The organism is Streptomyces misionensis, from assembly GCF_900104815.1.
Classification (GTDB): Bacteria; Actinomycetota; Actinomycetes; order Streptomycetales; family Streptomycetaceae; genus Streptomyces; species Streptomyces misionensis.
The window spans coordinates 3322125-3345917 of record NZ_FNTD01000004.1 but is presented as its reverse complement, the minus strand read 5'-3'; the positions used below and the strand labels follow the sequence as shown (position 1 = coordinate 3345917).

Annotated in this window: 22 protein-coding genes; 9 read left to right on the top strand and 13 right to left on the bottom strand. The window is 72.4% G+C overall.

What is annotated here, in order from left to right:
• The first annotated feature begins 174 nt into the window (after positions 1-174).
• Genes BLW85_RS16785 through BLW85_RS16775 form a run of 3 tightly spaced genes read left to right on the top strand, consistent with a single transcriptional unit; the run spans position 175 to position 3034 of the window.
• Positions 175-1314 (top strand): 5-(carboxyamino)imidazole ribonucleotide synthase, encoded by a 1140-nt coding sequence (locus BLW85_RS16785; protein WP_074992472.1) that lies wholly within the window; start codon positions 175-177, stop codon positions 1312-1314.
• Positions 1311-1850 (top strand): 5-(carboxyamino)imidazole ribonucleotide mutase, encoded by a 540-nt coding sequence (gene purE, locus BLW85_RS16780; protein ID WP_070023606.1) that lies wholly within the window; start codon positions 1311-1313, stop codon positions 1848-1850. The genes BLW85_RS16785 and purE overlap by 4 nt, the downstream gene beginning before the upstream one ends.
• Positions 1851-1855: 5 nt before the next feature.
• Positions 1856-3034 (top strand): dipeptidase, encoded by a 1179-nt coding sequence (locus tag BLW85_RS16775; RefSeq protein ID WP_074992471.1) that lies wholly within the window; start codon positions 1856-1858, stop codon positions 3032-3034.
• Between the two features lie 78 nt (positions 3035-3112).
• Here BLW85_RS16775 and BLW85_RS16770 read toward each other — a convergent pair whose 3' ends face one another.
• A complete protein-coding gene (locus tag BLW85_RS16770) occupies positions 3113-3505 on the bottom strand; it encodes a VOC family protein (RefSeq protein ID WP_070023603.1) in 393 nt (130 codons plus the stop codon).
• A 21-nt stretch (positions 3506-3526) separates the two neighbouring features.
• A complete protein-coding gene (locus BLW85_RS16765) occupies positions 3527-3889 on the bottom strand; it encodes a VOC family protein (protein ID WP_074992470.1) in 363 nt (120 codons plus the stop codon).
• Between the two features lie 83 nt (positions 3890-3972).
• Here BLW85_RS16765 and BLW85_RS16760 point away from each other — a divergent pair, with 83 nt between their 5' ends.
• Positions 3973-4479 (top strand): CGNR zinc finger domain-containing protein, encoded by a 507-nt coding sequence (locus tag BLW85_RS16760; RefSeq protein ID WP_070023599.1) that lies wholly within the window; start codon positions 3973-3975, stop codon positions 4477-4479.
• Positions 4480-4578: 99 nt separating this feature from the next.
• Here BLW85_RS16760 and BLW85_RS16755 read toward each other — a convergent pair whose 3' ends face one another.
• Entirely contained in the window at positions 4579-5922 is a 1344-nt protein-coding gene (locus BLW85_RS16755; RefSeq protein ID WP_070023597.1) for a UDP-glucose dehydrogenase family protein, read from the bottom strand.
• 190 nt (positions 5923-6112) lie between these two features.
• On the opposite strand from BLW85_RS16755, the gene BLW85_RS16750 reads away from it, so the two are divergent.
• Together BLW85_RS16750 and BLW85_RS16745 are read left to right on the top strand one after the other, a co-directional pair.
• On the top strand, positions 6113-7270 hold the full coding sequence (locus tag BLW85_RS16750; RefSeq protein ID WP_070023595.1) for an acyl-CoA dehydrogenase family protein: 1158 nt from the start codon (positions 6113-6115) through the stop codon (positions 7268-7270).
• A 159-nt stretch (positions 7271-7429) separates the two neighbouring features.
• Positions 7430-7795 carry a four-helix bundle copper-binding protein gene (locus tag BLW85_RS16745; protein WP_070023593.1) on the top strand — a complete coding sequence of 122 codons (366 nt, stop codon included), beginning with the start codon at positions 7430-7432 and terminating at the stop codon, positions 7793-7795.
• A gap of 66 nt (positions 7796-7861) precedes the next feature.
• Here the strand turns inward: BLW85_RS16745 and BLW85_RS16740 are convergent, their stop codons facing one another.
• Positions 7862-9118, bottom strand: coding sequence for an LCP family protein (locus BLW85_RS16740; RefSeq protein WP_079172350.1), 1257 nt, complete (start codon positions 9116-9118; stop codon positions 7862-7864).
• A 119-nt stretch (positions 9119-9237) separates the two neighbouring features.
• Between BLW85_RS16740 and BLW85_RS16735 the strand changes: the two genes are divergently transcribed.
• A complete protein-coding gene (locus BLW85_RS16735) occupies positions 9238-9795 on the top strand; it encodes an acyl-CoA thioesterase (protein WP_070023589.1) in 558 nt (185 codons plus the stop codon).
• 16 nt (positions 9796-9811) lie between these two features.
• On the opposite strand, the gene BLW85_RS16730 is transcribed toward BLW85_RS16735, so the two are convergent.
• Entirely contained in the window at positions 9812-11308 is a 1497-nt protein-coding gene (locus tag BLW85_RS16730) for an LCP family protein (RefSeq protein ID WP_483027209.1), read from the bottom strand.
• A 126-nt stretch (positions 11309-11434) separates the two neighbouring features.
• On the opposite strand from BLW85_RS16730, the gene BLW85_RS16725 reads away from it, so the two are divergent.
• Positions 11435-12460 carry a glycosyltransferase family 2 protein gene (locus BLW85_RS16725; protein WP_074992468.1) on the top strand — a complete coding sequence of 342 codons (1026 nt, stop codon included), beginning with the start codon at positions 11435-11437 and terminating at the stop codon, positions 12458-12460.
• 42 nt (positions 12461-12502) lie between these two features.
• On the opposite strand, the gene BLW85_RS16720 is transcribed toward BLW85_RS16725, so the two are convergent.
• The 4 genes from BLW85_RS16720 to BLW85_RS16705 all read right to left on the bottom strand — a co-directional run bounded on the left by BLW85_RS16720 (position 12503) and on the right by BLW85_RS16705 (position 18336).
• Positions 12503-14098, bottom strand: coding sequence for an LCP family protein (locus BLW85_RS16720; RefSeq protein WP_074996099.1), 1596 nt, complete (start codon positions 14096-14098; stop codon positions 12503-12505).
• 134 nt (positions 14099-14232) lie between these two features.
• Positions 14233-16089 carry an LCP family protein gene (locus BLW85_RS16715; protein WP_070023583.1) on the bottom strand — a complete coding sequence of 619 codons (1857 nt, stop codon included), beginning with the start codon at positions 16087-16089 and terminating at the stop codon, positions 14233-14235.
• 231 nt (positions 16090-16320) lie between these two features.
• Positions 16321-17496, bottom strand: coding sequence for an LCP family protein (locus BLW85_RS16710; protein ID WP_074992467.1), 1176 nt, complete (start codon positions 17494-17496; stop codon positions 16321-16323).
• 78 nt (positions 17497-17574) lie between these two features.
• Positions 17575-18336, bottom strand: coding sequence for a TIGR03089 family protein (locus BLW85_RS16705; protein WP_074992466.1), 762 nt, complete (start codon positions 18334-18336; stop codon positions 17575-17577).
• 285 nt (positions 18337-18621) lie between these two features.
• Between BLW85_RS16705 and manB the strand changes: the two genes are divergently transcribed.
• On the top strand, positions 18622-19704 hold the full coding sequence (gene manB / locus BLW85_RS16700) for a mannose-1-phosphate guanylyltransferase (protein ID WP_074992465.1): 1083 nt from the start codon (positions 18622-18624) through the stop codon (positions 19702-19704).
• Positions 19705-19777: 73 nt separating this feature from the next.
• On the opposite strand, the gene BLW85_RS16695 is transcribed toward manB, so the two are convergent.
• The 4 genes from BLW85_RS16695 to BLW85_RS16680 all read right to left on the bottom strand — a co-directional run bounded on the left by BLW85_RS16695 (position 19778) and on the right by BLW85_RS16680 (position 23793).
• Positions 19778-20791 (bottom strand): DNA-3-methyladenine glycosylase family protein, encoded by a 1014-nt coding sequence (locus tag BLW85_RS16695; RefSeq protein WP_208624848.1) that lies wholly within the window; start codon positions 20789-20791, stop codon positions 19778-19780.
• A 164-nt stretch (positions 20792-20955) separates the two neighbouring features.
• Positions 20956-22272, bottom strand: coding sequence for a coenzyme F420-0:L-glutamate ligase (locus BLW85_RS16690; RefSeq protein WP_071828486.1), 1317 nt, complete (start codon positions 22270-22272; stop codon positions 20956-20958).
• On the bottom strand, positions 22269-23228 hold the full coding sequence (cofD, locus tag BLW85_RS16685; RefSeq protein ID WP_070023573.1) for a 2-phospho-L-lactate transferase: 960 nt from the start codon (positions 23226-23228) through the stop codon (positions 22269-22271). The genes BLW85_RS16690 and cofD overlap by 4 nt, the downstream gene beginning before the upstream one ends.
• A 34-nt stretch (positions 23229-23262) precedes the next feature.
• The gene (locus BLW85_RS16680) at positions 23263-23793 is read right to left on the bottom strand and encodes a cysteine dioxygenase (protein WP_070023571.1); all 531 of its coding nucleotides are present in this window, start codon (positions 23791-23793) and stop codon (positions 23263-23265) included.

Genomic DNA, 23793 nt, shown 5'->3' with positions numbered 1-23793 from the left:
AACGGCCCAACGCCTGAGGACGAGGCCAGGGCGGGGAAACAGGTCGGAAAGAGACCGGAAAGCGATGGGTAAGAGCCCGGAACGCACCGGAGACGGACCGGTAAGGGCCCGGGAGCCGACCGAGTGCGGAGGGACGGCATCCGGCCGCCTTGCCGTGGCCGATACGCTGTAGGTGTGACGTTCCCGGTAGTCGGCATGGTCGGCGGGGGGCAGCTCGCGCGTATGACGCACGAAGCGGGCATCCCGTTGGGCATCAGGTTCAAGCTCCTCAGTGACACTCCCCAGGATTCCGCGGCGCAGGTCGTGGGCGATGTCGTCATCGGCGACTATCGCGATCTCGACACGCTGCGCGAGTTCGCGCGCGGATGCGACGTGATCACCTTCGATCACGAACACGTACCCACCGAGCACCTCAGGGCCCTGGAGGCGGACGGCATCCCCGTGCGCCCGGGGCCCGACGCGCTGGTGCACGCCCAGGACAAGGGCGTGATGCGGGCGCGGCTCGACGCGATCGGCATCCCGTGCCCACGGCACCGGATCGTCGCCGATCCGGAGGACGTGGTGCGGTTCGCGGGCGAGGGCGACGGCTTCCCCGTCGTCCTGAAGACCGTCCGCGGCGGCTACGACGGCAAGGGCGTCTGGGTGGTGGAGACCCCCGAGGAGGCCGCCGAGCCGTTCCGGGCGGGCGTCCCGGTCCTCGCCGAGGAGAAGGTCGACTACGTCCGCGAGCTGGCCGCCAACGTCGTCCGCTCCCCGCACGGCCAGGCCGTCGCCTACCCGGTGGTGGAGTCCCAGCAGGTGAACGGGGTGTGCGACACGGTGATCGCCCCGGCCCCCGACCTGGACGAGGAGCTGGCCCTGGAGGCCGAGCAGATGGCCCTCACCATCGCCAAGGAGCTGGGCGTCGTCGGGCACCTCGCCGTCGAGCTGTTCCAGACCCGCGACGGCCGCATCCTCGTCAACGAGCTGGCGATGCGCCCGCACAACTCCGGCCACTGGTCCATGGACGGCGCGATCACCTCGCAGTTCGCCAACCACGTCCGCGCCGTCCTCGACCTGCCGCTCGGCGACCCGCGCCCGCGCGCCCCGTGGACGGTGATGGTCAACGTGCTGGGCGGCGACTACCCGGACATGTACTCCGCGTACTTGCACTGCATGGCCCGCGACCCCAAGCTCAAGATCCACATGTACGGCAAGGACGTGAAGCCCGGCCGCAAGGTCGGACACGTCAACACCTACGGCGACGACCTGGACGACGTGCTGGAGCGCGCCCGTCACGCAGCCGGCTACCTGAGAGGCACCATCACCGAATGAGCCCTGCCCTCCCGTCCTCCCCGCTGGTCGGCATCGTCATGGGGTCGGACTCCGACTGGCCCGTCATGGAGGCCGCCGCCAAGGCCCTGGACGAGTTCGAGATCGCGTACGAGGTCGACGTCGTCTCGGCGCACCGGATGCCCCGCGAGATGATCACGTACGGCGAGCAGGCAGCCGACCGCGGGCTCAAGGCGATCATCGCCGGGGCCGGGGGCGCCGCCCATCTGCCGGGCATGCTGGCCTCGGTCACCCCGCTGCCGGTCATCGGCGTGCCGGTGCCGCTGAAGTACCTCGACGGCATGGACTCCCTGCTGTCGATCGTGCAGATGCCGGCCGGCGTCCCGGTCGCCACGGTCTCCGTGGCCGGTGCCCGCAACGCCGGACTGCTCGCGGCCCGGATGCTCGCCGCGCACGACGAGGACCTGCTGCACCGCATGCGCGACTTCCAGCACGACCTCAACGAGCAGGCCACCGAGAAGGGCAAGCGGCTGCGCGCCAAGGTCGAGGGCGCCGGCGGCTTCGGGTTCGGGAAGTGAGCGGCGTGGCGAACCTGGACGAGGCCCGCGCCCTGCTGCGCGAGTTCCCGGTGGTCGACGGCCACAACGACCTGCCGTGGGCGCTGCGCGAGAAGTCGGGGTACGACCTGGACCGGCTCGACATCGCCGGGCACCAGCACGAGCACCTGCACACCGACATCCCGCGGCTGCGCGCGGGCGGTGTCGGTGCCCAGTACTGGTCGGTCTACGTCCCGGCCGAGCAGCCGGACCCGGTCGCCGCGACGCTGGAACAGATCGACTGCGTACGGCAGTTGCTGGACCGCTACCAGGCGGACCTGGCGCCCGCGCTGACCGCCGCCGACATGGAGGCGGCGCGCGGCGAGGGCCGTATCGCCTCCCTGATGGGCGCCGAGGGCGGGCACTCCATCGCCAACTCCCTCGGCACCCTGCGCGGTCTGCACGCGCTCGGCGTGCGCTACCTGACCCTCACCCACAACTCCAATGTGGACTGGGCGGATTCGGCGACCGACACGCCGAAGGCGAACGGCCTGACCGCGTTCGGCCGCGAGGTCGTGCGCGAGATGAACCGGATCGGCATGTTGGTCGACCTCTCGCACGTGGCGCCCTCGACCATGCGCGACGCGCTGGACGCGACCTCCGCGCCGGTGATCTTCTCGCACTCCTCCGCCCGCGCGGTCTGCGACCACCCCCGCAACATCCCGGACGACGTGCTGGAGCGGCTGCCCGCCAACGGCGGCATGGCGATGGTGACGTTCGTGCCGAAGTTCGTGCTCCAGGCGGCCGTGGACTGGACGGCCGCGGCCGACGAGAACATGCGCGCCCACGGCCTGCACCACCTGGACACCAGCGCCGAGGCGATGAGGATCCACCGCGCCTTCGAGGAGCGCACCCCGCGCCCCGTCGCCACGGTGTCGGTGGTCGCCGACCACCTGGACCACATGCGCGAGGTCGCCGGCATCGACCACCTCGGCATCGGCGGCGACTACGACGGCACGGCCTTCACCCCGGACGGCCTCGACGACGTCTCCGGCTACCCGAACCTCCTCGCGGAGCTGCTGGAGCGCGGCTGGTCCAGGGCGGACCTGGCCAAGCTCACCTGGCAGAACGCGGTGCGGGTGCTGGGCGCGGCGGAGGACGTCGCCCGCGACCTCCAGTCGCGGCGCGGCCCGTCCCACGCCACGATCGAGTCGCTCGACGGCTGACGTGCGGCGACAAGGCGGGGCGGCCGGTACGGCCGCCCCGCCTTTTTCCGTCTTCTCCCCGGCTGGCGCGCGCGGCCGCTAGGCGTGCTCGATCCGGCACAGGCAGAACGGATGCCCGGCCGGGTCGGCGTACACCTGGAAGTCCTTCTTCTCCCGGTCCTCCAGGTCCAGCGGGCGGGCGCCGAGCGCCAGGACCTTCTCGTGGGCGGCGTCGATCTCCGCCCAGGTGCTGCCGGCGTCGAAGTCGAGGTGCAGCTGCTGGCCGTTGTGGTCGGCGCGGGGCCACTGCGGCGGCGTGTGGTCCGGGGCGAGCTGGAAGCCCAGCCGGGGGCCGTCCGGGATCTGGAGTACCACCCAGTCGTCGGACTCCGCCTGCGGGGTGCCCCCGGCCACCGCCGCGTAGAAGGCGGCCAGGGCATGCGGGTCACGGCAGTCGAGCACGATGTTGCGGAAACGGGCGACGGACGCCATGTTCTCCTCCTGGAGGACGGTTCAGCAGGCGCAGAGACAGAACGGGTGTCCCGCCGGATCGGCGTACACCCGGAAGGAGCGGGAGCGGTCGTCGGTGTCCAGGGGCTTCGCCCCCAGCTTGAGGACCCCTTCCTCCGCCGCGTCCAGGTCCGGCACGTCCAGGTCCAGGTGGAACTGCTGCGAGCGCTCCTCGGAGGGCCACTGCGGCGGGGTGTGCCCGGCGGCCCGCTGGAAGGCCAGCGTCTGCCCGCCGGGCACCGGCAGTTCCACCCAGTCGTCCTCCTCGCGCCCCACCGTGCCGCCGAGCACCTCGGCGTAGAAGCGGGCCAGCGCGCCGGGATCGGGACAGTCCAGGACCACCACACCGAGCTTGGCGAGAGCCATGACGACCTCCTTCTGTTACCTGTAGAGGCGGGTAACCGGTAACGGTTACCCCATGCTCCCGGACTGGCGGTAACGTCGCAACCATGAATGACAGATCGGCGGCTCCCGGCGGCCTTGCCCTGGTCGAGTCCCTGGTCAACACCGTGGACCTGGAGAGCGGCGTCGACGCGCTGGACACTCCGCAGGGGCGCGAGCGCTTCGGGATCGCCGAGGACGGCCTGGCCGAGGCACGGGAGCTGCGGGAGTCGCTGCGGGCCGCGCTGCTCGCCCACGCCGGGCATCCACCGCACCGGTCGGTCACCCCGCTCGGCGACCTGCTGGCCCGCGCGCCGCTGTACGTCGCCGTCGACGCCCAGGACGGCTCGGCGGCCCTCGCCCCGGGCGCGGACGCCCCGCTGCCGTCCCGGATCGCCGCGGCCGTCGCCGGGGCGCTGGTGGCCGGCACCTGGATGCGGCTGAAGGCGTGCGAGGCCGAGACCTGCCACTGGGCGTACTACGACCGCAGCCCCGCCGGGCGGGGCCGCTGGTGCTCGATGCGGGTCTGCGGGGCGCGCGCCAAGATGCGGCGCTACCGGGCCAAGGGGGCCTGACCGGCCCACAGGGAGCTGGGGCAAAATGCGGGGCGGCACCGGTTCGGCCGACTGAGCCTCGGCCGAACCGGCGCCGCCCCGGTATGTCGTCTTCGCCGGTCAGGCGGTCGGGCGGCCCATCGCCCGGTACGTCCAGCCCGCCCGGCGCCACAGCTCCGGGTCGAGGGTGTTGCGCCCGTCCAGGACCACTCGGTCCGACACCACCTCGCCCAGCGCGGCCGGGTCCAGCTCGCGGAACTCCCGCCACTCGGTCAGGTGCAGCACGACGTCGGCGCCGCGCACGGCCTCCAGCGCCGAGCCGGCGTAGCCCAGGGTGGGGAAGACCTTGCGGGCGTTGTCCATGCCCTTCGGGTCGTACACGGTCACCTGGCCGCCCTGGAGGTGTATCTGGCCGGCCACGTTCAGCGCGGGCGAGTCACGGACGTCGTCCGAGTCGGGCTTGAAGGTGGCACCGAGCACGGCCACCCGCTTGCCGAGGAAGGAGCCGCCGCCCAGCGCCTCCCGGGCCATCTCCACCATCTGGCCGCGCCGGCGCATGTTGATGGAGTCGATCTCCCGCAGGAAGGTCAGCGCCTGGTCCGCGCCCAGCTCGCCGGCGCGGGCCATGAACGCCCGGATGTCCTTGGGCAGGCAGCCGCCGCCGAAGCCGATCCCGGCGCGCAGGAACTTGCGCCCGATCCGGTCGTCGTGGCCGATGGCCTCCGCCAGCTTGGCCACGTCGCCGCCGGCCGCCTCGCAGACCTCCGCCATCGCGTTGATGAAGGAGATCTTGGTGGCGAGGAAGGAGTTCGCGGCGGTCTTCACCAGTTCGGCGGTGGGGAAGTCGGTGACGACGAAGGGGGTGCCCTCCTCCACCGGCGTCGCGTACACCTCGCGCAGCAGCTTCTCCGCGCGCTCGCTGCGCACGCCCACCACGATCCGGTCCGGGTGCAGGGTGTCCTCGACGGCGAAGCCCTCGCGCAGGAACTCCGGGTTCCAGGCCAGCTCGGCGTCGCCGCCCGCCGGGGCGTGCTCGGCGAGGTAGGCGGCGAGCCGGTCGGCCGAGCCCACCGGCACCGTGGACTTGCCGACCACCAGGGCCGGGCCGCGCAGATGCGGGGCGAGGGAGGCGACGGCGGAGTCGACGTACGACATGTCACAGGCGTACTCGCCGTGCTTCTGCGGGGTGTTCACACAGACGAAGTGCACATCGCCGAAGGCACCGGCCTCGGCCCAGTCGGTGGTGAACCGCAGCCGCCCGGTGGACCCCTCGAAACCGGCCACGTGCCGGCGCAGCAGCTCCTCGAGACCCGGCTCGTACATCGGGGTCTCGCCGCGCTCCAGCATGGCGATCTTCTCGGGCACGACATCCAGGCCCAGTACCTCGAACCCCAGCTCGGCCATGGCCGCGGCGTGCGTGGCGCCGAGATAGCCGGTGCCGATCACTGTGATCTTCAGGCTCATGGATGCACTCCAGCTCGGGGATTGTCTCGTGCGGGCCCGAGCATAGCGGTGCCGCTCGGCGGGCAGCTTTCCCGCTGTCGCCAAGCTCACGTAGGCGACCTGGGGCAGGAGCCCTAAAATTCGAGTTACTTAACGGTAATTAGCGTCTGTAATGTGCCACCATCACTGCGTCTTTGGAGCGTGAGAGACCTTGGCCGGATCGGCTGACTTCGACCTGTACCGCCCGTCCGAGGAGCACGACATGCTCCGCGACGCCGTCCGCTCCCTGGTCGAGGCGAAGATCGCGCCGTACGCCGCGGCGGTGGACGAGGAGGCACGCTTCCCGCAGGAGGCCCTCGACGCCCTGGTCGCCAACGACCTGCACGCCGTGCACGTCCCCGAGGAGTACGGCGGCTCCGGCGCCGACGCCCTCGCCACGGTCATCGTGATCGAGGAGGTGGCCCGCGCCTGCGTCTCCTCCTCCCTGATCCCCGCGGTGAACAAGCTCGGCTCGCTCCCGGTGATCCTCTCCGGCTCCGAGGAGCTGAAGAAGAAGTACCTGGGCCCGCTGGCCAAGGGCGACGCGATGTTCTCGTACTGCCTCTCCGAGCCGGAGGCGGGCTCGGACGCGGCCGGCATGAAGACCAAGGCGGTCCGCGACGGCGACCACTGGATCCTCAACGGCGTCAAGCGGTGGATCACCAACGCGGGCGTCTCCGAGTACTACACCGTCATGGCGGTGACCGACCCGGCCAAGCGCTCCAAGGGCATCTCCGCCTTCGTGGTCGAGAAGTCCGACGAGGGCGTCTCCTTCGGCGCCCCCGAGAAGAAGCTCGGCATCAAGGGCTCGCCGACCCGTGAGGTCTACTTCGACAACGTCCGCATCCCCGCCGACCGCATGATCGGCGAGGAGGGCACCGGCTTCGCCACGGCGATGAAGACCCTGGACCACACCCGCATCACCATCGCCGCCCAGGCGCTCGGTGTCGCCCAGGGCGCCCTCGACTACGCCAAGGGCTACGTCCAGGAGCGCAAGCAGTTCGGCAAGGCGATCGCCGACTTCCAGGGCATCCAGTTCATGCTCGCGGACATGTCCATGAAGATCTCGGCGGCCCGCGCCCTGACCTACCAGGCCGCCGCCGCCTCCGAGCGCGGCGACTCCGACCTCACCTACCTGGGCGCCGCGGCCAAGTGCTTCGCCTCCGACGTCGCCATGGAGGTCACCACCGACGCCGTCCAGCTCCTCGGCGGCTACGGCTACACCCGCGACTACCCGGTCGAGCGCATGATGCGCGACGCCAAGATCACCCAGATCTACGAGGGCACGAATCAGGTCCAGCGCATCGTGATGGCGCGCAACCTGCCGTAACGGCCCTCCGGCTCGTCACCGAGGCCCCCGGCCGCCGCCGGGGGCCTCTTCGCGTCCCGGCCTTACGACCGGTCGGTCACATGCGGGGCGGCGCCGGGCGACGTAGGACGGAAGCACACGGGACCCGAGCCCGGGTCCCCCCGCTCCCGAGGAGGAGCCATGGCCCAGCCCGGAACCACCATGCCCGCCATGACCAAGCAGATGCAGGACTGCATCGAGGCCTGCATGAACTGCCACAGCATCTGCGAGGAGACCATGAGCTCCTGCATGCAGCAGGGCGGGCAGGCGCAGATGCAGATCATGCGGGCGCTCATGGACTGCTCGGAGACGACCAGGATGTGCGCCGACATGATGATGCGCCGCTCGCCGATGTCGGGCGAGATGTGCGCGATGTGCGCCAAGGCGTGCGACATGTGCGCCGAGGCGTGTATGGCCATGCCCGACGACCCGCAGCTGATGCGCTGCGCGCAGGCGTGTCGCCGCTGTGCGGAGATGTGCCGCGCGATGGCGGGCGTCCGGATGTGAGCCGACCGCCGGGCGGCGTTCGAGGGCGGCCCGCCGGGTGCCCTCGGACGCCGCCCGGCGCCGTGCCTAGTTGCCGGTGACGGTGATCTTCTGGTCGTTGTTCAGCTGGTCCACCAGGGTCTTCACCTTCGCCTTGTCCCAGACGAGGTTGCCGCCCACGGAGCCCGATATCGGCATGTTCAGCGAGGTGCCGTCACCGCCGTTGACGCCCTTCATCGCCCAGAACATCGAGGCCAGGTCCCACAGGGACATGTCCTTGTCCACGATCAGCGAGTCCAGGCCCGCGCCCATGGTCGGGTAGAGCCGGAACGGGTTGAGGACCGTCGACGGCGTGGCCACCTGGTGGGCCAGGGCCGCCAGGAACTTCTGCTGGTTCTTGGTCCGCTGGAGGTCGGAGGCGGCGAACGCGTGCCGGGTGCGGACGAAGGCGAGCGCCTGCTGCCCGTTCAGGGTCTGCTTGCCGGCCTGGAAGTCGGCGCCGGACCACTTGTCCTTGAAGCCCTTGTCGATGTCGATCTGGACCCCGCCGACCGCGTCCACGATGTTGGCGAAGCCCTGGAAGCCGATCTCGACGTAGTGGTCGATGTGCAGCCCGGTGTTGTACTCGATCGTGCGCACCAGCAGCGTCGGGCCGTCCTCGGCGTAGGCCGCGTTCAGCTTCTCCTGGCGGCCGGTGGCGGGGTAGACCTTCCCGGACGTCGAGCCCTTGTACGAGGGGATCTCCACGTTCGAGTCGCGCGGCAGCGAGATCAGCGTGTCGCCGTTGTCGCCGACGTGCAGGATCATCATCGAGTCGGTGCGCTTGCCCTCGGCGGCACCGGTGTGCAGCTTCTTCTCGTCCGCCTTGGTCATGCCCTCGCGGCTGTCCGAGCCGACGATCAGGTAGTTGGTGCCCGAGCCCGACTGCGGCCGGTCGATCACCGTGGACAGGTCGACCTCACGGCGCAGCTTGGAGTCGGCCCAGAAGTAGGTCGCGACCGATGTGACGACGACCACGGTGGCCAGCGTGATCGCCGTCCACTTGATCCGCCGGCGCCAGTTCGGCGCGCGGCGCGGGCCGGGTCCCGGCGCGCCGCCCGGCCCGCGGCCGCCGGGGCCGCCGTAGACCTGGCCGGTGTTGTAGCCGCTGTCGTACCCGCCGTCGTACCCGCCGCCGTCCACGTACGACGGCTGCTGCGGAACGCCGGCCCCCGGCGGCGGCGCCGCAGGGCCGCGCCGCACCTGACGCATCACGCGGGCGCCCTCCGGCTGTGCGCCGGAGCTGCCGCGTCCGTAACGGGGGCCGCGATCGTCGTCGGACCATCCCTCGGGCCAGTCATTCATGCGGACCAGTGTGCAGGGCGCCGCCGTACGGCTTACAAGGGCTGTCGGAAAATAAGGGCGCCGCTGTTGCGAAGCTGACACAAATTCCGCGAATGTCACTTCGGCATAAGGTAGAGCGCATGACAGACCAGGCCACGGACTCGGAAGCAGTGGAAACGGACATCCCGGGCAAGCCCACGTCCGCCTCGCGCACCACGCTGAGCCACATCATGACGCACAGCGACACCAACCTGCTGGGCACGGTGCACGGCGGGGTGATCATGAAACTGGTGGACGACGCGGCGGGCGCGGTCGCCGGACGGCACTCCGGCGGTCCCGCCGTCACCGCGTCCATGGACGAGATGGCGTTCCTCGAACCGGTCCGCGTCGGCGACCTGGTCCATGTGAAGGCGCAGGTCAACTGGACCGGCCGGACCTCCATGGAGGTCGGCGTACGGGTCCTCGCCGAGCGCTGGAACGAGTCCGCCCCGGCCACCCAGGTCGGCTCGGCCTACCTCGTCTTCGCGGCCGTGGACGCCGACGGCAAGCCGCGCCCGGTGCCGCCGGTGATACCCGAGACCGACCGCGACCGCCGCCGCTACCAGGAGGCGCAGATCCGCCGCACCCACCGGCTGGCCCGCCGCCGCGCCATCCGCGAGCTGCGCGAGCAGCGGGCCGCGGAGGGCCTCCAGGACTGAGCGGCCGGTGGTGTGGTCAGGCGTCGCCCGAGCACACCACCTCGTTGCCCCGCACCACCCTCTGGTCCGGACGCCCCGGGTCCTCGAAGCGCACCGCCCGCACGCCCCGGAAGCCGGCCCCGGCGGTCACCGTCAGCACCGGCCCCTGCCCGGGCGCCGCGCGCAGCTCGCTGCCCGGCAGGGCCGCGGCCAGGGCGTGGGCGGAGCGGTCCCAGCGGGGGTCGTAGGTGATGAGCGTGGCCGCCGACCGGGCGGGCGCGGTCACCGGCCGGTGGGTGGTGGCGAAGCCGCTCGCCGCCAGCTCGGTGTCGATCCGCTTGGCCAGCCCCGAGGTGGTGGTGCCGTTCGCCACCTGGACCCGGACCTGCCGGGGGTCCACGTCGACGGGCGCCGCGGCGGGGGCGGCGGCGTGGTGCGCCGCGGTGAGCGGCTTGTCGTCGCGCAGCGCCGCGAACAGCCGGGCGGACCGGGCCGGGTCCCACTTCAGGGTCTCGCCGACGCCCTTGACCTGGTAGTTCATCTGTCCGATGGGGACGGTGGTGAACTCCGAGGACGCAGGCGAGAAGTTCCGCATCGCGCGGCCGAGGTCGAGCAGCTCGTCGGTGCCGAAGCCCTTGTCGGCACGGACCGAGCCCAGCACCGCCCGGGTCACGTCCCTGAACCGCATCGGGTTCAGCAGCACCCCGGACGAGGTGGCCTTCTCGATCAGCGCGGCCAGGAACCGCTGCTGCCGCTTCATCCGGCCCAGATCGCTCGCCCCGTCCAGGTGCCGTGAGCGCACGTACTGGAGCGCCTGGCCGCCCAGCAGGGTGTGCGTGCCGGGCGCGAGGTCGAGCCCGCTGTACGTGTCCTTCAGCGGCGTCGCCGTGCAGATCCGGACCCCGCCGAGGACGTCCACGGTCCGCATGAAGCTGGTGAAGTCGATCTCCAGGTAGTGGTCGATCTTCACCCGGGTCATGTCCTCGACCGTGCGCACGGTCAGCTGGGGGCCGCCCTCGGCGTAGGCCGCGTTCAGCTTCAGCGGGTGCGGGCCGAGCTGCCGGCCGGTGCTCTGGTCGAGGTGGGCGGGCACCTCGGCGTAGGAGTCGCGCGGCAGGCTCACCACCGTGGCCCGCTCCCGGTCCGCCGAGATGTGCACGATCATCATCGTGTCGGTGCAGTGGCAGGGCTGTCCGCCCAGGTGGAACGCGCGCCGCTGCCGCTCGGTGATCTTGTCCCGGCCGTCGGTGCCGACCAGCAGGATGTTCATGCCGTGGCCCGCCTGCGGCCGGTTCTTCATGTCCCTGAAGGCGTCCACCCGGGCGATGCCCGCGTCCAGGCTGGTGACCACCGCGTGCCCGATGCCGGCGGAGGCGAGCACCACCACCGACAGGGTGGTCATCGCCCGCATGGCCCAGCGCGGGCGCCGCCGTCGGCGCACGGGCCGCACGGGTCGCTCGGGTGGGGGCGGTACCCGGCGGGGCGGCTGCGGGCGGCGCTGGGGACGCGCCGGGGACCGGGGCGGGCTGGCCAAGGGACACCTCCGGACGAGGCCGTACGTGGGATCCGTGAGCACAGTAGGCCGATACGATCTCCATCCCGCGTCACGGCCCCGGCGGCGCGCACCGCTGTCCCCCGTTCGCGGTAACGTGAGCGTCCTATGAACGCCAAGCCCGACGTGCGGTTCCCCGCCGTATCCGTGATCATGCCCGTCCTCAACGAGGAACGGCATCTGCGCGGGGCCGTCCAAGCGATCCTCGCGCAGGAGTACGCCGGCGAGATGGAGGTCGTGATCGCCCTCGGTCCGTCCACGGACCGAACGGACGAGATCGCCGCCGAGCTGGTCGCCGAAGACCCCCGCGTGCACACCGTCCCGAATCCGACCGGCCGCACCCCCGCGGCGCTGAACGCGGCGATCAAGGCATCCCGGCACCCGATTGTGGTCCGCGTCGACGGCCACGGCATGCTCTCGCCGAACTACATCGCCACCGCCGTGCGGCTCCTGGAGGAGACCGGCGCGCAGAACGTCGGCGGCATCATGCACGCCGAGGGCGAGAACGACTGGGAGCACGCGGTCGCCGCCGCGATGACCTCGAAGATCGGCGTCGGCAACGCGGCGTTCCACACCGGTGGCCAGGCCGGCCCCGCCGAGACCGTCTACCTCGGCGTCTTCCGGCGCGAGGCGCTGGAGCAACAGGGCGGCTACAACGAGGAGTTCATCCGCGCCCAGGACTGGGAGCTGAACTTCCGCATCCGCGAGGCGGGCGGCCTGATCTGGTTCTCACCGGAACTGAAGGTCTCCTACCGCCCCCGCCCCTCGGTGCGCGCCCTCGCCAAGCAGTACAAGGACTACGGCCGCTGGCGCCATGTCGTCGCCCGCTACCACTCCGGCTCCATCAACCTGCGCTACCTCGCCCCGCCGACCGCGGTGTGCGCCATCGCCGCGGGCCTGGTGGTCGGCGTGGCCGTCACCCCCTGGGCCCTGGTGGTCCCCGGCGGCTACCTGGCCGCGATCGCCGCGGGTTCCGTCCCCGCGGGCAAGGGCCTGCCGGCCAAGGCCCGGCTCCAGATCCCCGTCGCCCTGGCCACCATGCACATGTCCTGGGGCTGGGGCTTCCTGACCAGCCCCAGGTCGCTGGCGAAGCGGGTCATCGCCTCGCGCCGGCCCGCGGTGCGCGGCGCCTGACGAAGAGCCGGGGCCCCTTCCCGCGAAGGTGCCCCGGCCGCCTCACCACTGGTACGGCTTGTACACGTCCATGCAGTCCGTGTCCGCGCCGTTGATGGCGTCGGCGTTGGACGGGATGTCGCCGGCCTTCGGCTTGGACTGCTTGGGGAAGACCGTGCCGCTGCGCCAGTCGGCGCCCACCACCACCGTGACACCGGAGACCCCGGTGGACTTGCGCACCGCGCTCGCCGGGATGCCCAGCGCCTTGGCCACGCCCTGAGCGTCGCCCTCCAGGTCCGCGCTCGGGTACTCGACGACCGTCTTGTCCTCGGACAGCGACCCCGAGGTGTCGGCCGTCGCCCTGCCGAAGCCCTGCGCCACGAGTGCCTGCGCGACGGTCCTGGCCCGCCCCGGCGCCGCGGCCTGCGAGGAGGAGCCGGTGGCGTTTCGCACCAGCACCCCGAGCCGGGACGGGTCGGTGGAGGGCGTCTGCGCCGGCTGCGGCTTGTCCGCGACCGGCTTCGAGGACCCCTTGCCGCCGTTCTTGTCGAGCGGGACGTCGTCGCGCAGCATCGCGAACAGCCGGTCCGCGTCCGCCTGGTTGGGCACGACGTGGTTGTCGGGGTCCCGCGGGTCCGGGAGGTTGGGCATCGTCACGCTGGTGATGCGGTTGGTCGGCACCGACTTCATCTCCATGGCGAGGTCGTAGAGCTTCTTGACCGTGCCGATCTCCTCGGAGACCTTGAGGGAGTTGACGGCCGAGTCGGCCAGGTCCATCAGGCGCCCGCTGTCGGTGAAGACGTTCTGCGACTTGAGCGTGCGGATCATGGAGTTCAGGTACATGTGCTGGGCGCGCGCCCGCATCAGGTCGCTGCCCCAGGCGTGCCGGGTGCGCAGCCACTGGAGCGCCTGCACGCCCTTGACCTTGTGCGTCCCGGCCGTCAGCTTCAGCCCGGAGCCGCCGCGCTGGGCCGCGGTCGGGCGGTCCCAGACGTTCTGCTTCACACAGACGTCGACACCGCCGATGGCGTCCGCCATCTTCACCACACCCGCGAAGTCGATCGTCATCCAGTGGTCGATGTAGACCCCGGTGAGGTTCTCCCAGGTGGCCAGCGTGCAGCCGGCGCCGCCCCGGCCCAACGTGGTGTTGATGATGTCGTTCGTCGGGGGATAGACCTTGCCGGTGTCGGGGTCCGTGCACTTGGGGATGGCGACCCGGGTGTCCCGGGGGATGCTCACCATGGCCGCGCTCTTGCGGTCGGCGGATATGTGGATGAGCATCTGCACGTCCGCGAGCGGGGGATCGCCGACGCTGCTCCGGCTGCCGCCCAGCTTCAGGTTCTCGGCGGAGTTACGGCTGTCCGAACCGAGCAACAGGATGTTCACCGGGGTCTGTCCGGCCGCGTTCGGGGCGGTCCTGCGCGCCTTGGCGTCACCGCTGCTGCGCTCGCCCTTGCGTATGCTGCCGTTCAGGTGCTGGTAGTAGAGGTAACCCGCGCCCGCGGTCCCGAGTATGACCACCGCCAGCACCGTCGCCGACCAGCGCAGCGCGCGCCGTCCCCGGCGTGGCCGGTCCTTCCCGGTACCCCCCGTGCGCCGCCCGCCCCCGTGCCGTCCGGCACTGTCCGACGGGCTCGCCGTCCGCGGTGTGAGCGCCATCGTGTCGTCCACTTCGGCAGCGTCACCCCGCACTTCGCTCTGCGCCAATCTCCCTGCCCTCCCCGCCCCTTGCGCCATGCGACGGGCCCGTCCCGCGTCGAGTGGTTAGACGCACGACGGGCCCGCAGGGTTACCTATGAGGCGCACTTAACCTCGTTGGCCGTTGACTTGTCGACCTTCGGCGCCTTCTGCGGGGCGGTCAGCGGGATGCCCGCGCCCTTGAAGTCCTTGCTCAGGGTCAGGGTCATCGCGGGCAGCCCCTGGGAGTTGACGACGCTCTTGCCCGGCTTGAGCGCCGAGCCCGGCAGCCCCATCAGCGCGGCCAACTCGCGTGCCTGGTCTGCCTGTTCGGGGCCGTACTCCAAGGTGGTCTTCGTCAGCTGCGCCGGGGCGTCGCCCGCGTTCTCCGACTTCGACACGCCCTCGGTGTTCTGGAGCCAGGTGAGGACCGCCTGGGCGCTGCCGGTCTCGGCACCGCCGTTGAGGATGCGCACCCGAACGTCGCCGGGCGCGGACCTGCTGCCCTTGAGCAGGGCGTTCTGGGCGTCCTTGGCGGCCTTCTGCTTGCGCTTCACGTCGGTGAACGAGACGTCGTTCTGTATCGCCTGGAAGACCGAGGGGGCCGCCGACTGGTTGAGGACGACGGTCACGGGGACCTTCTCGGCGGGGTTGTCCACCACCGGCACCGTGGTGAAGGTGATGTTCTTCGGCGGCACCTTCTTCAGCTCCAGCGCCATGTCCTTCAGCGTGCTGATGTTGTCGATGCCGGTGTCGACGGTGAGCGCCTTGGTGGCCGCCTCCGCGAGGTCCATCAGCTTCGAGGGGTTGGTGAGCGTGTCGCTGGAGGACATCTTGCGCATCAGGGAGCCCAGGAACTGCTGCTGGACCTTGATGCGGTCGAGGTCGCCGTGGTTGCCGAAGCTGTGCCGGGTGCGCACGAAGGCGAGTGCCTGCTCGCCCTGCACCCAGGACTTGCCCGCCGGCAGCTTGAGGTGGGAGTCCGGGTCGCTCACGGGGTGGGTGACACACACCTGGACGCCGTTCACGGCGGTGGTCAGTGTCTTCACCGCGTTGAAGTCGGCCATCATGAAGTGGTCCACGTGTATGCCGGTGACCTCTTCGACCGTGCGCATGGTGCAGCCCGGGTCGCGGCCGTCCTGGCCGAGGCTGGTGTTGAAGCGCACGTTCTCCGAGCCGGGGACCACCTTGGTCGAGCCGTCGGGCTGCTTCGTCGGGCAGTCCGGGACGTTCACGATCAGGTCGCGCGGGATGCTCAGCGCGGTCGCGTTGCTGCGGTCCTTCGAGACGTGCAGCAGGATGTTGGTGTCGGCGTGCCCGACGCTGCCCTTGTCGCCGTAGCCCTCGTTGCCCTTGCCGGTCCGCCGGTCGGTGCCGATGATCAGCAGGTTGAAGGCCTCGTCCTTGCTGAAGCCCTTGGAGCCCGCGTCGCCGACGTCGGTGGAACTGATGTTGCCCTCAAGGTGCTTGAGGTACAGGTACCCGGCGGCGCCCGCGGCGACCAGCACGAACGCGGTGCCGCCCGCGGTCCACGCGAGGACCTTCTTGACCTTCGACTTCTTCTTCGCCGGCCGCCGGCCGCGGCGCCCCGGCGCCGGCTCGGGCTCGGCGCCCTTGCGGCGGGAGGAGCGCGGCGGAGGGACGTCACCGGCGCGTGCCTTGTCACCGGCGCGCCCCTTGTCCGAGGCGCGCGTCCCGCCCCGGGCGCGGGTCGCGGCACCGGCGCGCGCGCCGCCCTCGGCGAGAGCGCCGTCCTCCGCCCCCACCTGGCTCATCTCACGGGTCTCGCCCGGCGCCATGTCGTTACGGCGCCGCCGCCCGCCGCCGTTCTCGGTGGACGGCCGGCGCGGACCGGGTACCGATTGCGTTCCGGAAGGGGGCAGTCGCAGTTCGTATTCGCCGGTGTTCGGATTGAGCACCCACTGGTCTGCGGGATCGATGTTGTCCGCCCGCCCACGGCCTTGCGCGTCCACGGTTGTCCGAATCCTCCGTCGGGGCCACGCGGCGCCTTCCCCCTCAAAGGCGCTCGGGTCTCGGTGAAACAGTGCACGACCCCAGGTCGGACCTCGTGGCCACGTGCACCGGATCGCTCACACTATCCGCCCAGTTCAGCGTCAAGCGACGCCGGTGACAAATTCGTCGTCCCTACAACTGGGCAATCCGCCTCATTTTCTGAACGGAAGTCCGCTCCCTTGGCGAATGCCTTACCCGCAGCCGTGCTCCGCGGCCGTGTTCCCGGTGAAGACGGGCGCCGCGGAGGGGTCGCCCTTTGTGCCTTTTTGCGCCCCCTGCCGAGGCTTCGGGGCATCGCCGGCGACCGCCACCGGCCGGTCCGTGCGCAGCCGGGCGAACAGCTTCTCGGCGGCGGGCTCCACGAGTTGGTCACGATCGGCGTCGCGGACGTACGACTCCCTCGGCACCGTCAGGAACCGCACGTGTTCGGTGGGGATGTCGCGCAGCGCGCGCACCAACCGGTACAGATCGACCGGGTCCGCCAGACCGGGGTCGGTGGTGAGGGACGAGGTCGCCGCGTCCAACACGGCATACAGCCGCAGCGGGTTGAGCAGTACGTCGATGCCGCGCAGCCTGGTGACGAGGGCGCCGAGGAAGCGCTGCTGCCGTCGGATCCGCTCGGTGTCGCTGCCGTCGCCCACCGACTCCCGGGCCCGCACGTAGCCGAGGGCCCGCTCCCCGTCGAGGGTGACCGGGCCCGCGGGCAGCCGCAGCCGGGCCGCCTTGTCGTCGATGGGCTCCTTCAGGCAGACCCGCACCCCGCCGACGGCGTCCACCAGGTCCTTGAACCCGCTGAAGTCCACGATCACGTGGTGGTCCACGCGGATGCCCGTCAGCTTCTCCACGGTACGGATCGTGCAGGCCGAACCGCCCAGCTCGAAAGCCTGGTTGAGCATCGTGAACACCGGCTCGCCGCGGCTGCCGTCGGTCCGCGGGCAGCCGGGAACGCGCACCATCAGGTCCCGGGGCAGGGACACGGCGGTGGCGCTGCGCCGGTCGGCGGCCAGGTGCAGCAGGATCGTGGTGTCCGACCGCTGGCTGCCGAGGTCCCGCCCGTAGCGGGCGTTGCCGCTGCCGGTCCGGGTGTCGGAGCCGATCAGCAGGATGTTCCGGGCGTCCGGCACCAGATCCGGGGGCCGCTCGCGCGCGTGCCGGGCGAGTTCCGCGGCGGCCGCGTCATCGGCCCGGATGTTGTCACTGAGCTTGTCGTAGACCGCCCACCCGGCCCCGGCGGCCGCCACGGCCAGCGCCACGGCCCCGCACGCCGCCGCCGCGCCCCACCGCCGGCGCCGCCGCCGGGCGAGCCCACGCCCGCTCGCGGACGAGCCGGCCCCGGGGCCGGGCGGCGTACGGGCGGAGTCGGTCACGGCGCACAATCCCCGAAGCGGTAGGAGCGGCGGTACTCCTACGACGATGGGGCGCGCGGGCCGGTCGGGCGCCCTGGGCTACGCCGAGCGGGGGAGCCCGCGTACCGCCGTCACCTTCTCGCTCTCGATCCGCCTGGCCAGCGCCTCCTCGTCCAGCCGGTCCAGGTGGCGGCAGAGCACCACGGAACCACCGCCGGCCAGCGGCGCGTACAGGCCCGCGCTCAGCCCCTCCCAGGTGTCGTACGGCAGCCCCGACAGCAGCCGCGAACCGGGACCCGTCAGATCCAGCGCGGGGGCGTCGGCGACGGCCTTCTCCACGACCTCCGCCCCGCTGTACTCCGCACCGGCCACGATCAGCGCCGACTCCCCGGCGTAGGGCGAGGAGAACCGGTCGCCCTGGCCCGGCACCTCCACGGCGTAGTCGAGGAACCCCTGCGGCGGCTGCGGGAACCGCCCGCCGAGCGGCCGCAGGGACAGCGCGACCCGCTCGCCCCGGCACGCCCGCGCCGCCTCCAGCGTGTCGGGCCCGCTGGCCACCACGTCGGCCGCCGCCGGGTTTCCGGCCACGTCCGCCACCGCGCCCACCGACGCGCACGCCAGCAGCCACACCGCCGTCTGCCAGTGCGCGGGCAGCAGCAGCGCGACCCGGTCGCCGGGTTCCACGGACAGGTCGCCCTGGAGGAGGTTGGCGGTCTTGGCCACCCAGTTGGCGAAGGTGGCGACGGACAGTTCGACGCGTTCGCCCGTGGCATCGTCGTAGAAGGTCACCAGCGGGCGGCCGGGGTCCGCGGCGAGCGCGGCGGCCAGCAGGTCGGCGGGGGTGCGATCGGTGGCGTTCACCCGGCACAGCGTACGCGTGGGAGGGTGGGGGACGATCCGGCCCGCCACGGGGCGGGCGACCGGTTCGGCCGGTGGTGCGAGGATCGGCCCGGTGTCCGGTTCCGGTGCGGGTTCCGGGGCAGGTTTTGGTGCGGGGCGCGCCGATCTCTCACCGATCTCACACCGATCTCTCGGCAAACGGCGTGGTCGTCACGGCCTCCATCGCTACGGTCTGCATACACTGACCGGCCGATACGAGTAGAACGAGGCAGTTCGGCCGGTCCCGGCAGGAAGCAGAGACGACAGGTGACAGAAGCGATCCTCCTGGTCGGCGGCAAAGGCACCCGACTGCGTCCGCTGACGGTGCACACCCCCAAGCCCATGGTGCGGGCCGCGGGGGTGCCGTTCCTCACCCACCAGCTGGCACGGGCGAGAGCGGCGGGCGTCGAGCACATCGTCCTCGCCACCAGCTACCTGGCCGAGGTCTTCGAGCCGTACTTCGGCGACGGCTCGGCGCTGGGCCTCCACCTGGAGTACGTCACCGAGGAGGAGCCCCTGGGCACCGGCGGGGCGATCCGCAACGTCGCCTCGCGGCTGCACTCCGGCCCCGACGAGCCGGTGCTGATCTTCAACGGCGACATCCTGACCGGCCTGGACATCCGGGCCCTCGTCGACACCCACCGGTCGACGGGCGCGGACGTCTCGCTGCACCTGACGAAGGTGACCGACCCGCGCGCCTACGGCCTGGTGCCCACGGACGAGACGGGCCGGGTGCTGGCCTTCCTGGAGAAGCCGCAGACGCCGCAGGAGATCGTCACCGACCAGATCAACGCGGGGGCGTACGTCTTCCGCCGCTCGGTCATCGACACGATCCCGGCGGGCCGGCCGGTGTCCGTGGAGCGCGAGACCTTCCCGCAGCTGCTCGCGGCCGGCGCGCATCTTCAGGGCATGGTCGACTCGACGTACTGGCTGGACCTCGGCACCCCGGCGGCGTTCGTGCGCGGCTCGGCCGACCTGGTGCTCGGCAAGGCGCCGTCCCCCGCGGTGCCCGGGCGGTGCGGGGACCGGCTGATCCTGCCGACCGCCCGGATCGCGCCGGACGCGAAGGTGACCGGCGGCACGGTGGTCGGCGAGGGCGCGTTCGTCGCGGAAGGCGCGCGGGTCTTCGGCTCCACGATCCTGCCCGGCGCCGTCATCGAGCCCGGCGCGGTCGTCACCGACTCCCTCATCGGCACCCGCGCCCGCGTCGGCGAACGCTCCGTCCTCACCGGCACGGTGGTCGGCGACGGCGCGGTCGTCGGCCCGGACAACGAACTGCTCGACGGAGCGCGGGTGTGGTGCGACGCGCTGATCCCGGCGGGCGCGGTCCGCTTCTCCTCGGACCAGTAGGGCCGCGGCCCGCCGCGGCCGGCCGCGCCGCCGGGGGAGGCGGGCGCGGGGCCACGCCGGGCCCGGCCCCGGTTCACAGCAGACCGATGTCCACCCGCGGCATCTTCGGCACCCGCCGCGCCGGTGCCACACCGCTCAACAGGATCAGCCGGGCCGCCCGGTGCCGCTGCCCGGCATAGGGCTCCAGCAGCCGCAGCATCACGGAGTCGTCCGCGTCCCGGTCACCCGCGAGGGCGAACCCGACGATGCGCGGCAGGTGCAGGTCCCCGACCGTCACGGCGTCCGCCGCCCCATGGCTGCGTTGCACCACCTCGGCGGACGTCCACGGGCCCACCCCGGGCACGACCTCGAGGCGCGCCCGCGCCTCGGCCGCCGGCATCCCCACCGCCTGTTCGAGCCGTGCGGCGACCCGTACCGCGCGCAGCACGGTGGACGCCCGTTTGTCGTCGACCCCGGCCCGGTGCCACTCCCAGGAGGGAATCAGCGCCCAGGTCCGCGGCGCGGGCATCACCGACATCGGCCGCTCCCCGGACCCCGCGGGGCCCGGCGCCGGCTCCCCGAACCGCCGTACGAGCAGCCGCCACGCCCGGTACGCCTCGTCCGTCGTGACCTTCTGCTCCAGCACCGACGGGATCAGCGACTCCAGCACCAGCCCGGTCCGCGTCAGCCGCAGCCCCGGCCGCCGGTGCCGGGCCAGCGCGACCACCCGGTGCCGGGGCACGAACGCGTCGGGGTCGTCGGCCGCGCCGAGCAGCTCGGGCAGCCCGTCGAGCAGCCACTCGGCGCCGGGCCCCCAGGCCTCGCCGAGCACCTCGCCGCCGCGGGCCCGCACCCGCAGCGTGCCGGGGCCCGCCGGGGTGCGGGTGGCGCGCCACACGGACCCGTCCGCCGTGGCCCGGAACGTCGGGTCGGCGGGCCCGCGCCGCAGCGGCCCGAGCACCAGACCGAGGTCCAGCGGTCCCTCGGGCGTCCAGCGCCGCACCCGCGCGGGGGCCGCGGCCTGCCGCGGTATCCCGGCGGCGGGCAGGCCGGGACCGCCGCCGCGCACGGTCGTGCGCGTGGCTCGGGGAGCGAAGCGTCCTGCCACGGATCAGATCCTCGGAAGTACCGGTGTGCCGTCCTTCGAGACTAGGGCCTTTCTCCCGGAACGGGCCGACCCGCCGAGATCGGGCCGACCCGGCGAGACCCGACCTGCCCGGCGAGACCGACCGCCCCGGCGGGCCGGGAGCGCGGTCCCGGATCCGCCGTCGTTCAGCGCACCTCGATGAACGCCTCCGCGTCCCGCTCGCCGCGCGGCGCGGGCGGCTGGGCCGGGCGCCCGATCGCCACCGCGCCCATCGGCTCCCACTCCGGGGGCAGCCCCAGCGTCTCGCGGACCACGTCCCGGCAGAACATCGTGGACGACACCCAGGCCGAGCCCAGGCGCTCCCCGGCCAGCGCCACCATGAAGTTCTGCACGCCCGCGCCCATGGCGACGACGAACATCTCCCGCTCGGCGCCGTCCCGCCGCGCGTCCCCGTAGTGGTGCGAGCCGTCCATGACGAGGCAGGGCACCGCCAGGAAGGGCGCGTTGCGCAGCACGTCACCGCGCCGGACCCGCCTGGCGACGGCCTCCTCGCTCTTGCCGTCCCGGCGCAGGTCCGCGATCCACGCGTCCCGCATCGCGTCCAGCAGCCGGGTCCGGGACTCGGCCGACTCCAGCAGCACGAACCGCCAGGGCGTGGTGTGGTGCGGGGCGGGCGCGGTCAGGGCCGCGGCCACCGCCCGCCGCACCGCACCGGGATCCACGGGATCGTCGGTGAAGGCCCGCACGGTGCGCCTTTGGGTCATGGCCTCGCGGACGGCCTCGGAGGTGCCGAGCCGGAACATGTCGTCGGCCGCGTTGCGCACCAGCGCCCGCGCGCCCGTGTCGCCGTCCGGCCGCACCACGTGCGGCAGACCGCGCAGCACCGCGACCGGCCGGCCCTCGGCCTTGCCCTTGACCAGGTCACCGGCGGCGGCCAGCTCGTCCGCCGTGGCCACGATGGTGGCGATCAGCGGATTGCCGTACGCGTCCGTGCCGCCGCGCAGGTCGTCCAGCACCCGCACCCCGGCGGCGCCGATCGCCACGTCCGTCAGCCCGGAGCGCCAGGGTCGCCCGAAGGTGTCGCTGACGACGACCCCGACCTCGACCCCGAGCGCGTGCCGCAGGCCGTCCCGGATGGCCCGGGCGGACGCGTCCGGGTCCTCGGGCAGCAACAGCACGGTCCCGGCGGGGGTGTTGGAGGCGTCGACCCCGGCGGCGGCCATGACCAGGCCCTGCCGGTTCTCGACGATCCGCAGGGTGCCCCGGCGGGCCACCACCCGGACCGTCTCCGCGTCGATCGCGGCCTGCCGGTCCTCGGCCTCCATGATCCGGCCCTCGGCCTTGGAGACGATCTTGGAGGTGACGACCACCACGTCGCCGTCGGCCAGGCCGGGCTCGGCGGCGGCGATCAGCTTGGCGAGGTCGTCGCCCTGGCGCACCTCGGGAAAGCCGGCCGGCGCCCAGACCCGGAACTCCGGCCGCTCCTCGCTGTTCGTGCTCACGCGCCGCGCACCTCCTCGGCCAGGGCCAGCGCCTCGCGCGCCATCTGCGCGGCCGCGTCCACGTCGGTCATCATCAGCGGCACGGCCCGGCAGCGGATGCCGTCGGCCTCGACCCGCTCCACCACCGCGGCGTCCACGGTGTCCACCAGCCAGCCGTCCAGCAGGCCCGAGCCGTAGTGCTCGGCGACCGCCGCCGCGGTGGACTCCACGCCGACCGCCGCGAGGACCTTGTCGGCCATCCCGCGCACGGGCGCGTCGCCGACGATGGGGGACAGGCCGACCACGGGCACGCCCGCGTCCGCGATGGCCTCCCTTATGCCGGGGACCGCGAGGATCGTGCCGATGGACACGACGGGGTTGGACGGCGGGAAGAGGATGACGTCCGCGCCGGCGATGGCCTCCAGGACGCCCGGGGCCGGCTTGGCCTGCTCGGCGCCGACCGGGACCACGGCCTCGGCGGGGACGGAGGCCCGCAGCCGCACCCAGTACTCCTGGAAATGGACCGCCTTGCGTTCGCCGTCGATGTCGACGGCCACATGGGTCTCCACGCGGTCGTCGGTCATCGGGATCAGCCGCACGCCCGGCTTCCACCGGTCGCACAGCGCCTCGGTCACCGCGCTCAGCGGATAACCGGCGCCGAGCATCTGCGTCCGCACGATGTGCGTGGCGAAGTCCCGGTCGCCGAGCCCGAACCACTCCGGGCCGACCCCGTAGGCCGCCAGTTCCTCCTTGAGGTGGAAGGTCTCGTCGGACCGCCCCCAGCCCTGTTCCTCGTTGATGCCGCCGCCCAGCGTGTACATCACCGTGTCGAGGTCCGGGCAGACCTTCAGCCCGAAGAGGTGGATGTCGTCGCCGGTGTTGCCGATCACCGTGACGTCCGCGTCCGGCACGGCCCGCTTCAGACCGCGCAGGAAACGGGCACCGCCGATGCCGCCTGCCAGAACCACAATGCGCATGGGGACCAGTCTCGCAGGAGGGGCCGACAACATGTCAGGCAGTCGCCGTACTGGCCTCGCAGTAGGGGGCCGCGGGGGCGGCCCCGGCCGCACGGAGCCGGGACGGGGACAGCATCGGCATCTCGGTCAGGCCCGGGTGGTAGATGTGCAGGCTGACCGCCGGTTCCAGCGTGTCGTTGACGACCTCGTGCACATAGCCCGGAGCGAACACCCGCTGCGCGCCGGGCGCGAGGGCGTGGCCGCCGCGCCGGGTGTGCTCGGTGAGGGTCCCCGCGAGGACGGTGAGGACACCGGAGGAGCGGCCGTGGTCGTGCCGCCCGCTGCCCTGGCCGGGCAGCCAGGACAGCAGCCACACCTCGTAGCCGGGGCCGGTGCGCAGCCGGTGGTACCAGCGGGTGGTGGCGTCGTAGCGGACCAGGCCGGCCCACTGGGCGCGGTCGGCGGCGATGGCGCGGGCCAGCCCCGCGAACTCGGCGACGGTGGCCGGGTGCTCGCGCGGCGGCTGCAGCAGGTGCGGGACCTCGAGCAGGTCGCCGGCGATCTGGAGGTCGTTGTCGCTGTTCAT

Excerpts from the sequence above, each read along its gene's own strand:
- purE (WP_070023606.1), top strand. The coding sequence starts at position 1,311 with ATGAGCCCTGCCCTCCCGTCCTCCCCGCTGGTCGGCATCGTCATGGGG.
- BLW85_RS16770 (WP_070023603.1), bottom strand. The coding sequence starts at position 3,505 with ATGGCGTCCGTCGCCCGTTTCCGCAACATCGTGCTCGACTGCCGTGAC.
- BLW85_RS16765 (WP_074992470.1), bottom strand. The coding sequence starts at position 3,889 with ATGGCTCTCGCCAAGCTCGGTGTGGTGGTCCTGGACTGTCCCGATCCC.
- BLW85_RS16760 (WP_070023599.1), top strand. The coding sequence starts at position 3,973 with ATGAATGACAGATCGGCGGCTCCCGGCGGCCTTGCCCTGGTCGAGTCC.
- BLW85_RS16755 (WP_070023597.1), bottom strand. The coding sequence starts at position 5,922 with ATGAGCCTGAAGATCACAGTGATCGGCACCGGCTATCTCGGCGCCACG.
- BLW85_RS16745 (WP_070023593.1), top strand. The coding sequence starts at position 7,430 with ATGGCCCAGCCCGGAACCACCATGCCCGCCATGACCAAGCAGATGCAG.
- BLW85_RS16740 (WP_079172350.1), bottom strand. The coding sequence starts at position 9,118 with ATGAATGACTGGCCCGAGGGATGGTCCGACGACGATCGCGGCCCCCGT.
- BLW85_RS16735 (WP_070023589.1), top strand. The coding sequence starts at position 9,238 with ATGACAGACCAGGCCACGGACTCGGAAGCAGTGGAAACGGACATCCCG.
- BLW85_RS16725 (WP_074992468.1), top strand. The coding sequence starts at position 11,435 with ATGAACGCCAAGCCCGACGTGCGGTTCCCCGCCGTATCCGTGATCATG.
- BLW85_RS16720 (WP_074996099.1), bottom strand. The coding sequence starts at position 14,098 with ATGGCGCTCACACCGCGGACGGCGAGCCCGTCGGACAGTGCCGGACGG.
- cofD (WP_070023573.1), bottom strand. The coding sequence starts at position 23,228 with ATGCGCATTGTGGTTCTGGCAGGCGGCATCGGCGGTGCCCGTTTCCTG.
- BLW85_RS16680 (WP_070023571.1), bottom strand. The coding sequence starts at position 23,793 with ATGAACAGCGACAACGACCTCCAGATCGCCGGCGACCTGCTCGAGGTC.